The sequence below is a fragment of the Streptomyces sp. NPDC048057 genome (assembly GCF_040653095.1).
Taxonomy (GTDB): Bacteria; Actinomycetota; Actinomycetes; order Streptomycetales; family Streptomycetaceae; genus Streptomyces.
Genome location: NZ_JBEZNF010000009.1, coordinates 200242 through 213691, shown reverse-complemented (window position 1 = coordinate 213691; position 13450 = coordinate 200242). Strand labels below are relative to the sequence as shown.

The following is a 13450-nucleotide window of genomic DNA, read 5'->3' as shown; positions in this document are numbered from 1 at the left end:
GTTTGTCAACTGCATCGGAAAGCTGGGGATATCAGTGCCAGAGCCGAGAAGGCGGGAGTCGTCGGGCCCGGAACCTGCCGCGCCCACGGGAGCCGCCGGGACGCCCACGCCCGACGCACCCGATGCACTCAGCACGTCCGCCAAGCCGCGCCGCCGACAGGCCCGGGGAGAGCGCCGCATCGCCCAGCTCCTGGAAGCCGCGGCCAAGGTCTTCTGCACCTCCGGCTACACCAGCGCCAGCACCAACGCCATCGCCCGCGAGGCGGGCGTTTCACCCGGCACCCTGTACCAGTTCTTCCCGAACAAGGAAGCCATCGCCATCGAGCTCGGCGGCCGACTGCTCGACGACTGGCACCGGTCCCACGGCGCGGCGCTCGACGCGACCAGCCTCAACCTCCCGTTCGACCAGGTGCTGGACGCCGTGCTCGACCCGCTCTTCGAGTTCAACTACGAGAACCCGGCCTTCGCGGTGCTGATCCACGGCCCGGACGCCCCCGGCCAGATCACCCAGGAGTTCGAGGCGATCCACGCGAGCCTGCTGACCCGTCTGGAAGGCATCATCAGCAGCTACCTGCCGGATGCCCCGCCCGCGCAGCTCACCCTCATCGCGAACACCACCTTCTCCATCTTCAAGGGGGGCCTCGAACTCGTCCTCACGCACGAGGGGGCGGAGCGCGAGGCGTACGCGACGGAGATCAAGCGCGTGATGTTCCGCTACCTGGAGCCGCTCTTCCCGGAGGAGCACACGGGGGCCTGCACCTCCTTTCATACCCCCTAGGGGTATAGTATGGTGAGCATCGCGAGCACGGGAGTCGCCAAGACCCCCGTATCGCCCGGTATGCCACGAATGCTGCCCACGCCCTACGAGGAGAACGACATGACCGCTCAGTCCGACATCGAGATCGTCGAGACCTCCGCCTCCAGCTGCTGCGGCGGCAGCTCCTGCGGCACGGGCGCGAAGGAGACCGCGACCGAGGGCGCGGTGACGACCGTCTACAAGGTCAACGGCATGACCTGCGGCCACTGCGAGGGCGCGATCTCCAGCGAGGTCTCCGCCATCGCCGGCGTGACCTCGGTGTCGGCCGTCGCGGCGACCGGCTTGGTCACCGTGGTCTCCGAGGCCACCCTCGACGAGGAGGCCGTGCGCGCCGCCGTGGACGAGGCGGGCTACGAGCTGGCCGGCACGGCCTGAGCCCCGCCACCGCCTCACCAGCACCACCAGCACCACCAGCACCACGCGCAGGACCGCCAGGGCCGTACGGAGGCAGCCATCGCCGCCCCCGTACGGCCCCGCCGCATCCCGAAACCGTCCCGCAGAACGCTCCGCAATGCGCTCCGCCACCCGGCCGACCGACCGGCCGTCCGACATGCCGGACACGGGGATACGTGATCCGTCTCTCACCTGGCACCCACGGCGAGGTTTCGCACCGCCGCCCGACGATCACCGAAAGCCGCCACGAGCGATCATCAACGCAAGCATCGCCGCAGCTCAGCACCATGATCAGCGATGCCGTCAGCGCGAACCCGAGGCACCCGTACACAGGGGCGACAGGGGGCCGCGGTACGCCCCCCAGCTACACCCGAGGCACAAGACCTTCACAAAGAGACCTAGATCACAGATATTGAGGGGTAACCATTGAGGCTCCTCGCGGGTCTAAATGGACGATGCCGAGAACGTCTTGGGGGACGTTCATGGGTTGTCTTGGGGGACATCCCAGGCAAGCGTTGGCCGGGGCACGTGCCCGGGGAGCTTTGAGCGGCCCTCCCGTGCGTACGTACCCCGGCAGACCGCGTGAGCAACTGCGGTTGCAGACGCCCGGCCGGATCCCGTGGGGGGAATCCGCTCCGGGGATATGGGAAGCGCCCCACTCGCCGACCCGTGGGGGGATCGGCGGTGGGGCGCTTCCGTTCGCTCAGGCGCCCCTTCGCGGGCGCTCCGACCGGCCAGCCGGTCAGCGGGCCTCCACCGGGACGAAGTCGCGCAGGACCTCGCCGGTGTAGATCTGCCGCGGACGGCCGATGCGGGAACCCGGCTCCTTGATCATCTCGTGCCACTGGGCGATCCAGCCGGGCAGCCGGCCGAGCGCGAAGAGCACGGTGAACATCTCGGTCGGGAAGCCCATGGCCCGGTAGATCAGGCCGGTGTAGAAGTCGACGTTCGGGTAGAGCTTGCGCTCCACGAAGTAGTCGTCGGCGAGCGCGTGCTCCTCCAGCTTGAGGGCGATGTCCAGCAGCTCGTCGGACTTGCCGAGGGCCGACAGGACGTCGTGCGCCGCCGCCTTGATGATCTTCGCCCGGGGGTCGAAGTTCTTGTAGACGCGGTGCCCGAAGCCCATGAGCTTCACGCCGTCTTCCTTGTTCTTCACCTTGCGGATGAAGGAGTCGACGTCGCCGCCGGACTGCTGGATGCCCTCCAGCATCTCCAGCACCGACTGGTTGGCGCCGCCGTGCAACGGGCCCCAGAGCGCGGAGATGCCCGCGGAGATGGAGGCGAACATGTTCGCCTGCGAGGAGCCGACCAGGCGGACCGTGGACGTGGAGCAGTTCTGCTCGTGGTCCGCGTGCAGGATCAGCAGCTTGTCGAGCGCGGCGACGACGACCGGGTCGAGGTCGTACTCCTGCGCGGGGACCGAGAAGGTCATGCGCAGGAAGTTCTCGACGTAGCCGAGGTCGTTCCGCGGGTAGACGAAGGGGTGGCCGATCGACTTCTTGTACGCGTACGCCGCGATCGTGGGCAGCTTGGCGAGCAGCCGGATCGTGGAGAGGTCGCGCTGCTTCTCGTCGAAGGGGTTGTGGCTGTCCTGGTAGAACGTGGACAGGGCGCTGACCACGGAGGACAGCATCGCCATCGGGTGGGCGTCGCGCGGGAAGCCGTCGAAGAACCGTTTGACGTCCTCGTGCAGCAGGGTGTGCTGGGTAACCTCGTTCTTGAACGCGGCCAGCTCGTCGACGGTCGGGAGTTCCCCGTTGATGAGCAGGTAGGCCACCTCAAGGAAGGTGGAGCGCTCGGCCAGCTGCTCGATGGGGTAGCCGCGGTAGCGCAGGATGCCCTGCTCGCCGTCGAGGTAGGTGATCGCGGACTTGTAGGCGGCCGTGTTGCCGTAGCCGCTGTCCAGGGTCACCAGACCCGTCTGAGCTCGGAGCTTCCCGATGTCGAAGCCCTTGTCACCGACGGTGCTCTCGACCACCGGGTAGGTGTACTCACCGTCCGCGTACCGCAGTACTACAGAGTTGTCGCTCACGTCATCCCTCACCGACGTAGTGCCTCTTCTTCGAGGTGCCCTGACTGTCTCTACCATCCCCCATTTGGCGCATGAGAGTGCACTCGGGGTCGACCATTGGGCCCGTTGGCGGCACTCAGTGCCGCCAACCTGCTCATCCTGCCCCGTTCGCCCGGATTCCGGAAGTCGGGGTGTCATTTCCCACCCCACCCGGGCGAGCGGTCCCCCGGGCGGGCGAGCCGGGGCCCGGGTCAGCCTCCGGCGAGCCGGTGGTCCAGCGCGGTGAAGCGCCTGCCTGCGGAAACCGTGCGCACGGCCTGCCCGATGGCACGGCGTGACCCGACGAGCACCACCAACTTCTTCGCCCGGGTCACCGCGGTGTACAGGAGGTTGCGCTGGAGCATCATCCACGCACCCGTGGTGACCGGGATCACCACGGCGGGGTATTCACTCCCCTGTGAACGGTGGATGGTCACCGCGTACGCATGGGCCAATTCGTCCAGTTCGTCGAAGTCGTAGGGCACTTCCTCGTCTTCGTCGGTGCGCACCGTCAGACGCTGTTCCTCCAGATGGAGGGAGGTGACCACGCCGACGGTGCCGTTGAAGACGCCGTTCTCGCCCTTCTCGTAGTTGTTGCGGATCTGGGTGACCTTGTCGCCGACGCGGAAGACCCGGCCGCCGAAGCGCTTCTCGGCCAGGTCCGGGCGGGCGGGGGTGACGGCCTGCTGGAGCAGCCCGTTGAGCACGCCGGCACCGGCGGGGCCCCGGTGCATCGGGGCCAGTACCTGCACATCCCGCCGCGGATCAAGGCCAAATTTGGCCGGAATTCTGCGTGCAGCTACATCGACGGTGACCTTGCCCGCCTCTTCCGTGTCCTCGACGACGAAGTGGAAGAAATCCGGCAGGCCCGTGGTGATGGGCGGTACGCCGGAATTGATCCGGTGGGCGTTGGTGACGACGCCGGACTGCTGTGCCTGGCGGAAGATCTGGGTCAGCCGGACGTTCGGCACGGGGCCGCCGTCGGCGAGCAGGTCGCGCAGCACTTCGCCGGCGCCGACGCTGGGGAGCTGGTCCACGTCGCCCACCAGCAGCAGGTGCGCTCCGGGGGCGACGGCCTTGACCAGCTTGTTGGCGAGGAGCAGGTCGAGCATGGACGCCTCGTCCACCACGACCAGGTCCGCGTCCAGCGGTCGGTCCCGGTCGTACGCCGCGTCACCGCCGGGCTTCAGCTCCAGGAGGCGATGCACCGTGGACGCTTCGGCGCCGGTGAGCTCGGAGAGCCGCTTGGCCGCCCGGCCGGTGGGCGCGGCCAGCACGACCTTGGCCTTCTTGGCCCGTGCCAGCTCCACCACCGATCGGACGGTGAACGACTTGCCGCACCCCGGGCCGCCCGTCAGCACCGCCACCCGGCTGGTGAGCGCGAGGCGCACGGCGGCCTCCTGCTCGGGCGCCAGCTTCGCGCCCGTCCGGTCCGCGAGCCAGGCCAGCGCCTTGTCCCAAGCGACGTCCTGGAAGGCCGGCATCCGGTCGTCGGAGGCCCGCAGCAGCCGCTGCACCTGGGCCGCCAGCGACAGCTCGGCACGGTGGAAGGGGACCAGGTACACCGCGGTGACCGACTCGCCGCCCTCGGGGGACGGCACCTGCTCGCGCACGACCCCCTCCTCTTCCGCCGCCAGCTCGGCGAGGCAGTCGATCACGAGGCCGGTGTCGACCTGGAGCAGCTTCACGGCATCGGCGATCAGCTGCTCCTCGGGCAGGAAGCAGTGGCCCCGGTCGGTGGATTGCGACAGCGCGTACTGGAGGCCGGCCTTGACGCGCTCCGGGCTGTCGTGCGGTATGCCCACGGCCTGGGCGATCTTGTCCGCGGTGAGGAACCCGATGCCCCAGACGTCCGCCGCGAGGCGGTACGGCTGGTTCTTCACCACCGAGATCGAGGCGTCCTCGTACTTCTTGTAGATGCGGACCGCGATGGAGGTGGAGACGCCGACGCCCTGGAGGAAGACCATGACCTCCTTGATGGCCTTCTGCTCCTCCCAAGCCGCGCCGATGAGCTTGGTGCGCTTGGGGCCAAGGCCGGGGACCTCGATGAGACGGGCGGGCTCGTCCTCGATGACGTCGAGGGTGTCGATGCCGAAGTGATCGACGATCCGCTCGGCGATGCGCGGGCCGATGCCCTTGATCAGGCCCGAGCCGAGATAGCGGCGGATGCCCTGGACCGTGGCGGGCAGCACCGTCGAGTAGTTCTCCACGGTGAACTGCTTGCCGTACTGCGGGTGGGAGCCCCAGCGGCCTTCCATCCGCAGCGACTCGCCCGGCTGCGCGCCGAGCAACGAGCCGACCACCGTGAGCAGATCGCCGGAGCCACGGCCGGTGTCGACGCGGGCGACCGTGTATCCGTTCTCCTCATTGGCGTAGGTGATCCGCTCAAGGACCCCTTCGACCACCGAAAGATTGGACATGCCACGACGCTACCGCCACGGTCCGACACTCCGAGCGGCCTGTGGACAACCCCGTCACCCCCCGCCTGTGGATAACTCGGGGGTGGTCCGGCTCTCGTGCCTATCGTGATGGACACGGGCTCGAAACCATCGCAGCCCGGGTCGAGACGGGTCGTGATCACGGGCGTGGTCACAGGGCGTGCTCCACGAAGCGGCGGGCGGTCTCGATCAGGACGTCCACGCCGTCTCGCGCCCACAGTTCGTCGTTGAACAGCTCGACCTCGATCGGCCCTCGGTAGCCGGCGGCATCCACCCTCCGCCGCCACTGCCGCAGGTCGATGCAGCCGTCGCCGAGCTGGCCCCGGCCGGTGAGGACACCCTCGGGCAAGGGCGTCGTCCAGTCGGCCAGTTGGAAGGCGTGGATGCGGTCGGCGGCCCCCGCCCGCCCGACCGCGGCGGCTGCCGTGTCGTCCCACCAGACGTGGTAGGTGTCCACGACCACGCCGACCTGGGGGGACGGGAAGCGCTCGGCGATGTCGAGCGCCTGCGTGAGCGTGGAGATCGCGCAGCGGTCGGCCGCGTACATGGGATGGAGAGGTTCCAGAGCGAGACGCACACCGCGCTCGCAGGCGTAGGAGGTGAGTTCATGCAGGGCATCGGCGATCCGTTCCCTGGCGCCCGTGAGGTCCTTGCTGCCCGTCGGCAGCCCTCCGGAGACCAGGACCAGGGTGTCCGTGCCGAGTGTCGCGGCCTCGTCGATGGCCGCCCGGTTGTCGTCCAGGGCCCGGGCGCGCTCGGCCGGGTCGGCGACGGTGAAGAAGCCGCCGCGGCACAAGCTGGTGACGGCGAGACCGGCGTCGTCGAGGAGTTTCGCCGCGGCAGCCAGACCGTGCGCGTGCACCGGGGCCCGCCACAGGCCGACGCCGGGGATGCCGAGGCGGGCGCAGCCGTCGAGGAGTTCGGGGAGGGACAGTTGCTTCACGGTCATCTGGTTGATGCTGAAGCGGCTCAGGTCGGCCGGGGCCTCCCCCCTACCGCGGGGCGGGGTGTCGGTCATGGGTCAGGCTCCGTATGCGGTGTCGACTCCGTACACGTCGAGGAGGGCCGCCATCCGGGCTTCGGCCAGTTCCGGGTCGGGGAAGAGGCCGAGTCCGTCGGCGAGTTCGTAGGCCCGCGCGAGGTGCGGCAGCGAGCGGGCGGACTGGAGTCCGCCGAGCATCGAGAAGTGGCTCTGGTGGCCGGCGAGCCAGGCCAGCAGGACGATCCCGGTCTTGTAGTGGCGGGTGGGCGGTTCGAAGAGGTGGCGGGCGAGGACGACGGTGGGGTCGAGCAGCGCGCGGAAGGCATCGGTCCCGGCGGCGTCCAGGGCCCGTACGGCTTCCGCGGCCAGCGGCCCGAGCGGGTCGAAGATGCCGAGCAGGGCGTCGCTGTGGCCGTGTTCGTCACCGGCGATCAGCTCGGGATAGTGGAAGTCGTCGCCCGTGTAGCAGCGCACGCCGGGTGGCAGCCGTCGGCGGAGCGCCACTTCCCGGCCGGCGTCGAGGAGGGAGATCTTCACGCCGTCGACCTTGTCCGGGTGGTCGTGGATGACGCCGAGGAAGGTGTCGGTGGCCGCGTCCAGGTCGTCGCTGCCCCAGTAGCCGTCGAGCGCGGGATCGAACATCGGCCCGAGCCAGTGCAGGACCACCGGGCGGGCGGCCTGGCGCAGCAGGTGCCCGTAGAGGTCCCGGTAGTCGTCCGGGGTGCCGGCGGTGGCGGCGAGGGCGCGGGAGGCCATCAGGACCGCCCGGGCGCCGGTCCCCTCGACGAGGGCCAGTTGCTCCTCGTAGGCGTGGCGGATCGCGGGGAGCGGGACCGGGGCCGCGGCCGGACCGGTGAGCTGGTCCGTACCGACTCCGCAGACGACGGTTCCGCCGACGGACCGGGCCTCTGCGGTGGAGCGGCGGATCAGTTCGGCGGCGGTCGGCCAGTCCAGGCCCGCGCCCCGTTGGGCGGTGTCCATGGCTTCGGCGACGCCCAGCCCGTACGACCACAGATGACGGCGGAAGGCGAGGGTGGCGTCCCAGTCCACCGCGTGGCGGGACGGTCCGGCGGGGCCACCGGCGGGCGGGCCGGTCCCGGTCCCGAGGTGAGAGGTGGCGTACGGGTCGGCGACGACGTGGGCCGCGGCGAAGACGGTGCGGGAGGTGGGGGCGGGGGGCCGGGGTGCGAGTCGCAGGGGTTCGGCCCGTGGTGCATAGGGGCGCAACGTGCCGTCCGGGCGTGGCAGTCGGAGGGTCACAGCGCGAGCTCCGGGACCTGGACGCGCCGGCCCTCCGTGGAGGAGAGCAGTCCCAGCTCCGCCAGTTGTACGCCGCGCGCGCCGGCCAGCAGGTCCCAGTGGTACGGGGTGCCGCGGACGACGTGGCGCAGGAAGAGTTCCCACTGTGCCTTGAAACCGTTCTCGTACTCCTGGTTGTCCGGGATCTCCTGCCACTGGTCGCGGAAGGACCCGTCGGCGGGGAGGTCGGGGTTCCAGACCGGTTTGGGGGTGGCCGAGCGGTGTTGGGCGCGGCAGCGGCGAAGACCCGCGACGGCGGAGCCGTGCGTGCCGTCCACTTGGAACTCCACCAGTTCGTCCCGCATCACCCGCACCGCCCAGGACGAGTTGATCTGGGCGACGGCGCCGCCTGCGAGTTGGAAGACCGCGTACACGGCGTCGTCGGCGGTCGCCGGGTAGGGCTTGCCGCGCTCGTCCCAGCGCTGCGGCACATGGGTCGTGGCGTGTGCGTAGACACTGGTGGCCCGGCCGAAGAGGTGGTCCAGGACGTAGGCCCAGTGGGGGAACATGTCGAGGGTGATCCCGCCGCCGTCCTCACTGCGGTAGTTCCACGACGGGCGTTGGGCCTCCTGCCAGTCGCCTTCGAACACCCAGTAGCCGAACTCCCCGCGTACGGAGAGGACGTCACCGAAGAAGCCGCCGTCGACCAGGCGCTTCAGCTTCAGCAGCCCCGGCAGGAAGATCTTGTCCTGGACCACTCCGTGGCGGATGCCGGCGGCGTCCGCGAGCCGGGCCAGTTCCAGGGCGCTGGCGAGGTCGGGGGCGGTCGGCTTCTCCGTGTAGACGTGCTTGCCCGCGGCGATCGCGCGGCGCAGTGCGGGGACGCGGGCCGAGGTTGCCTGGGCGTCGAAGTAGACCTCGATGCCGTCGTCGGCGAGCACGGCGTCGAGGTCGGTGGTCCAGTGCGGGATGCCGTGCCGTTCGGCGATGGCGCGCAGCGCGGGGGCGCGCCGGCCGACGAGGACGGGCTCGGGCCGCAGGACCTCGCCGTCCCCCAGGTCGAGGCCGCCCTGGTCGCGCAGGGCGAGCAGCGAGCGTACGAGGTGCTGCCGGTAGCCCATCCGCCCCGTGACGCCGTTCACGGCGATCCGCACGGTCCGTTGTGTCACGAGACTGCCTCCGAGCTGACGGGCGGCGTAGTCGAAACAGCGATAGCAAGCGCTTTCTAAAGAGGTATGACGCTAGCCTGCGGACAGCGGCCGGGCAAGGGCCGTGGCCGATCTCCCAGGAGGAAAGCGATGACGGTCACCCTGGCGGATGTCGCCGCGCGCGCCCGGGTGTCCCCGGCCACCGTTTCCCGGGTGCTCAACGGCAACTACCCGGTCGCGGCGGCGACGCGGGCGCGGGTGTTGCAGGCCGTGGAGGAGCTGGACTACGTCTTGAACGGGCCGGCGAGTTCGCTCGCCGCCGCGACCTCCGACCTGGTCGGGATCCTGGTCAACGACATCGCCGACCCCTTCTTCGGGATCATGGCCGGCGCGGCGCAGACCGAGATAGGCGGGCAGGAGGGCTCGGGTCGCGCGGGCGGCGAGAAGCTGGTCGTCGTCTGCAACACCGGAGGGTCCCCTGAGCGGGAGTTGACGTATCTGACGCTGCTTCAGCGACAGCGGGCGGCGGGGGTGGTCCTCACCGGGGGCGCGCTGGAGGATCCGGGACACATCGCGGCGATGTCGGCGAAGTTGGGTCGGTTGGCGGAGGCGGGGACGAAGGTGGTGCTGTGCGGGCGGCCACCGATGCGGGTGGGAGGGGTGGGGGCTCCGGCGGGGCCGGCCGGGCTGCCGGCGGCTTCCGGGAGCGATGCAGCACTCGCCGCGCTCGCCTTCGACAACCGCGGTGGGGCGCGGCGGCTCACCGAGCACCTGCTGTCGCTCGGGCACCGGCGGATCGGGTACGTGGCCGGGCCGACCGAGCGCACGACGACGCGGCATCGACTGGAGGGGCACCGGGCGGCGTTGGCGGCGGCGCGGGAGGTGGGGGTGACGGGTGTGGGTGATGTGGCGGAGCAGGAGCGGTTGACGGTCCACGGGCCGTACTCCAGGAGTTCCGGATACGACGCGACGTTGGAGTTGCTGCGGCGGGCGCCGGACCTCACGGCGGTGGTGGCCGCGAACGACACGGTCGCGTTGGGGGCGTGTGCGGCGGTGCGGGACCGGGGGTTGCGGATCCCGGCGGACGTGTCGGTGGCGGGCTTCGACGACCTGCCGTTCTCGATCGATGCCGTACCGGCGCTGACGACCGTACGGTTGCCGCTGTTCGAGGCGGGGGCGCGGGCGGGGCGGTTGGCGATGGGGCGGGAGGAGCCACCACCGGGGGGCATTGCGACGATCGAGGCGGAGCTGATGGCGCGGGCGTCTACGGCGCCGCCGGGGCGGGGGTAGGGGGTGGGGCTTGCCCGGCCCCGGCCTGGTTGCGGGCCCGGGCTGCCCCCGGCCGGACTTGGCTTTGGCCTTGGCAGGCCAGGGGGTGGGGGTGACTGGCTGTTGTGGGGTGGTGAGGGCTGGGCGTGTGATGTCTCGTGCTCCTCAGGGACCGCGCCTGCGTCGTGCTTGGAGCGCGGAGTGGCGACCGCGGGGCGCTGGTGGGCTGATCGCGTAGTTCCCCGCGCCCCCCAAAGAGCCGCACCCACGCCGTACCCGGAACGGTGACCGCGGGATCGCGGAGGAGCCAGGGGCCCTCAGAAGCCGCGCGCGGGAAAGCTGCCCCGCAATGTGCCCTTGAGTGCCTTCCGCTGGGGAGGGGTCATGGTGTGCCGTAGGGCGGGTTCCTCTGTTTTCCGTGCGAAAGGCGGCACCGTACGTGGCACACGAGCATCGCGCGTCAGGCGGGTCCGCCAAGCAGCAGGGCAACAAGGGCGCGGGGCGGGCGCCGGTGGTTCGGCATGACTCCTTGAGCATCCAACGGGCCGCGGGGAACGCCGCCATGGTGCGCATGCTCCAGCTCGCCGGGTACCCGTACGTCCAGCGCCAGCACGAGCATCACGCGGGGTGCGGGCACCAGGGCGCGACGTCGGAGGCCGCGCCGGTGCAGCGTTCCGCCGTGCACGACGTCCTGCGCAGTTCTGGGCGGCCCCTCGACGACGACACCCGCACCGAGATGGAGTCCCGACTCGGTGCGGACTTCTCCGACGTACGGGTGCACAGCGACTCGGCGGCGCGGGCTTCGGCGGCGGAGGTCGGCGCGCGGGCGTACACCTCCGGCAGCCACGTGGTCATCGGCGACGGCGGGGGCGACAAGCACACCCTCGCGCACGAGCTGACCCACGTCATCCAGCAGCGCTCGGGGCCCGTCGCCGGCACCGACAACGGTGCCGGGCTGAGCGTGTCCGACCCGTCCGACCGCTTCGAGCGCGCGGCCGAGGAGAACGCCCGGCGCGCCATGTCGGGCCCGGCGCCCGCACACACCCAAGCCGACGCCGACGTCGTGTCCGCGTCGGTCCCCGGTGCGCCGTCGGTGCAGCGCATGACGGAGGAGGAGTACCGCAATCTGCACGACCACCCTCAGGGCCCCGCAGTACGCTTCCGCGGACCGCGCGAATCGAAGGCGAAGGACAGGGCGCCGTACCAGCTCGCCAACAAGAACGAGTGGAAGAAGCTGTCAGCAGAGCAGCAGAAGGCGCCCAAGCAGCGCATTGACGTCCATGACGATCCCCAGACGCTGAGAGAAGTCGACGAGCCACTCCTCGACGCCCTCGCAGCAGCAGGAAAAGAGGAGGCGCGGGCCGACAATCCGGAGCTGGTCAGCAAGGGGATCGTGGAGTGGATGGGGCGACACGACCCGAAGACGGCTGGCTACTGGCGCGGCCAGGACGAGCGCGACGCGAAGCTGACCCGACAGACCGCCGATCGAGTCGCCCGGTACGGAGCGGGCCCCCAGCCCGGCTCGCGACGGCCGAACCGAGCGCAGGTCGACGCCACCATCCAGGGCAAGGACGCCGTGACCGGGATCCGCGACCTCCTCCAGGGGCATGACGGCGTGGCGATCGGCGGCAGCCACTCCAAGGCTCCCGTGTGGGGGTTCGTCATCGACAACGCCGCCGTGCTCAAGGCGGAGGGCGTCACGACGATCTATCTGGAGAGCCTTCGGGACGACTCCTACCAGGATCTGGTGGACAAGTACTTGTCGGGTTCCAGCAATCAAATGCCCAAGAAGCTCGAAGAGTTCGTGAAGTTCAACGACGCCGGCAACACCCTGGGCAACCGCGGCATGAAGGCCCTCCTCGTCGCCGCGAAGGAGAACGGGCTGAGGGTGAAGGGCATCGGAGGGCGGCCGGCACGCCGGCTCAACGCCGCTGACCTCTACCTACGGGCCGCCAAGATGAACACCTACGCCGAGCAGGTGGTGGAACGGGATCGGCGTCAGCAGGGGCAAGGCGCCGGCAAGTACCTCATGGAGCTGGGCGCGGCGCACGCGACGCTCCACGCGCCGCCGAGTGCCCCGATCACCTCGCACGGCGCCCACTTCACGCAACCGTTCCCCGGCATGTCGGACCTGCTGGGCATCCCGCCCGTGGGGCTGCCGGACAACGCAGGCAACGGCTTCCGTCAACTGTAGGGACGCCCCGGGACCCCGCCAGCCGCGGCCACCCCGCTGGGTCAGTGGACGTCAGTGGACGACGGAGACGATCCGGCAGACCGCTTCGGCCAGTTCGCGGTCGCCTTCGAGGGTGACGTCGGGGTAGGCCATTGCCGCCGCGGGGTGGATGCCGCGGGTGCACAGGCGCCACGCCGTCTCCGGGAGCATGGCGACGCGCGCGGCCGGCCGGCCGGTCGCCGGCTCCGCCAGGGTCCAGCGGTCACCGGTCGCGGTCGCGGTCCAGGTCGCGGACACCGCGCCTCCGGCCACGGCGAGTTGCACCTGGGTGCCGGTGGTGGCGGACACCGTGCGCAGGGTGTGGGGCAGGGCGCGCGCGAAGGTGTCCAGCACCAGGGCGAGCGGGCCCGGGGCCGGGTCGGCGGCCCGGCCGACGGCGTGGCGGATCTGCTGGCGGTGCGTCCAGAACTCGGTGAACTCCCGGGCGCAGTCCAGCCACATCGGCGCCGGGTCGACCCCGGCCCAGGACACGCCCAGCGCCGGTGCATCGAGGTCCGCCCCGGCGAAGAGTTCGGTCACCTGACCGCCGACCAGTTCCAGGGTGTCGACGAGCGCTGCGGGGCTGACCCGGGCGTACGCATCGACCCACTCCTGGTTGATGCGGTGGATGAACGTCTCCAGGCTCTCGCCCGGGGCGAAGCCGGGGCCGCCTTGGTGTCCGTCGCGGTCGCGGGCCAGCCGGCCGTAGCAGTCGCCGAGGAGGTGCGCGGCCAGGTCGCGCACGGTCCAGCCGGGGACGGCTTCCGCGCCCCAGTCCGCGGGTGCGAGGTCGCGCAGGGTGGTGATCAGCGCGCGGTGCTCCGGGGCGAAGAAGGGGCGGGCGTCGATCGGTGAACCGAGCCAGGACGTGTCCGTGAGCGGCGAAGGCATGCGCTCCAGCC

General features: G+C 70.7%; 10 protein-coding genes. 4 read left to right on the top strand and 6 right to left on the bottom strand.

All coding sequences use genetic code 11. From position 1 onward, the window contains the following. Nucleotides 1-34: 34 nt before the first annotated feature. Both AB0E05_RS13050 and AB0E05_RS13045 read left to right on the top strand, forming a co-directional pair. Nucleotides 35-778, top strand: a complete 744-nt coding sequence (locus tag AB0E05_RS13050; RefSeq protein WP_361962411.1) for a TetR/AcrR family transcriptional regulator — start codon at nt 35-37, stop codon at nt 776-778. Between the two features lie 99 nt (nt 779-877). Further along, nucleotides 878-1192: a cation transporter gene (locus AB0E05_RS13045; protein WP_361962409.1), complete on the top strand. Its 315-nt coding sequence runs from the start codon at nt 878-880 to the stop codon at nt 1190-1192. Between the two features lie 760 nt (nt 1193-1952). Here the strand turns inward: AB0E05_RS13045 and AB0E05_RS13040 are convergent. From AB0E05_RS13040 to AB0E05_RS13020, 5 genes are all read right to left on the bottom strand, one after another. Continuing rightward, on the bottom strand, nt 1953-3242 hold the full coding sequence (locus AB0E05_RS13040; RefSeq protein ID WP_361962407.1) for a citrate synthase: 1290 nt from the start codon (nt 3240-3242) through the stop codon (nt 1953-1955). A 230-nt stretch (nt 3243-3472) separates the two neighbouring features. Then, nucleotides 3473-5680, bottom strand: coding sequence for an ATP-dependent RecD-like DNA helicase (locus AB0E05_RS13035; protein ID WP_361962405.1), 2208 nt, complete (start codon nt 5678-5680; stop codon nt 3473-3475). 169 nt (nt 5681-5849) lie between these two features. Then, nucleotides 5850-6716 carry a sugar phosphate isomerase/epimerase family protein gene (locus AB0E05_RS13030; protein ID WP_361962403.1) on the bottom strand — a complete coding sequence of 289 codons (867 nt, stop codon included), beginning with the start codon at nt 6714-6716 and terminating at the stop codon, nt 5850-5852. Nucleotides 6717-6719: 3 nt separating this feature from the next. Continuing rightward, the gene (locus tag AB0E05_RS13025; protein ID WP_361962401.1) at nt 6720-7940 is read right to left on the bottom strand and encodes a dihydrodipicolinate synthase family protein; all 1221 of its coding nucleotides are present in this window, start codon (nt 7938-7940) and stop codon (nt 6720-6722) included. Next, nucleotides 7937-9088 carry a Gfo/Idh/MocA family oxidoreductase gene (locus AB0E05_RS13020; RefSeq protein WP_361962399.1) on the bottom strand — a complete coding sequence of 384 codons (1152 nt, stop codon included), beginning with the start codon at nt 9086-9088 and terminating at the stop codon, nt 7937-7939. The genes AB0E05_RS13025 and AB0E05_RS13020 overlap by 4 nt, the downstream gene beginning before the upstream one ends. A 129-nt stretch (nt 9089-9217) precedes the next feature. Between AB0E05_RS13020 and AB0E05_RS13015 the strand changes: the two genes are divergently transcribed. Both AB0E05_RS13015 and AB0E05_RS13010 read left to right on the top strand, forming a co-directional pair. Beyond that, nucleotides 9218-10357: a LacI family DNA-binding transcriptional regulator gene (locus AB0E05_RS13015; protein ID WP_361962397.1), complete on the top strand. Its 1140-nt coding sequence runs from the start codon at nt 9218-9220 to the stop codon at nt 10355-10357. A gap of 541 nt (nt 10358-10898) precedes the next feature. Continuing rightward, nucleotides 10899-12530 (top strand): DUF4157 domain-containing protein, encoded by a 1632-nt coding sequence (locus tag AB0E05_RS13010; protein ID WP_361962552.1) that lies wholly within the window; start codon nt 10899-10901, stop codon nt 12528-12530. 51 nt (nt 12531-12581) lie between these two features. Here the strand turns inward: AB0E05_RS13010 and AB0E05_RS13005 are convergent, their stop codons facing one another. Further along, nucleotides 12582-13439 carry a maleylpyruvate isomerase family mycothiol-dependent enzyme gene (locus tag AB0E05_RS13005; protein WP_361962395.1) on the bottom strand — a complete coding sequence of 286 codons (858 nt, stop codon included), beginning with the start codon at nt 13437-13439 and terminating at the stop codon, nt 12582-12584. Between the last annotated feature and the right edge of the window lie 11 nt (nt 13440-13450).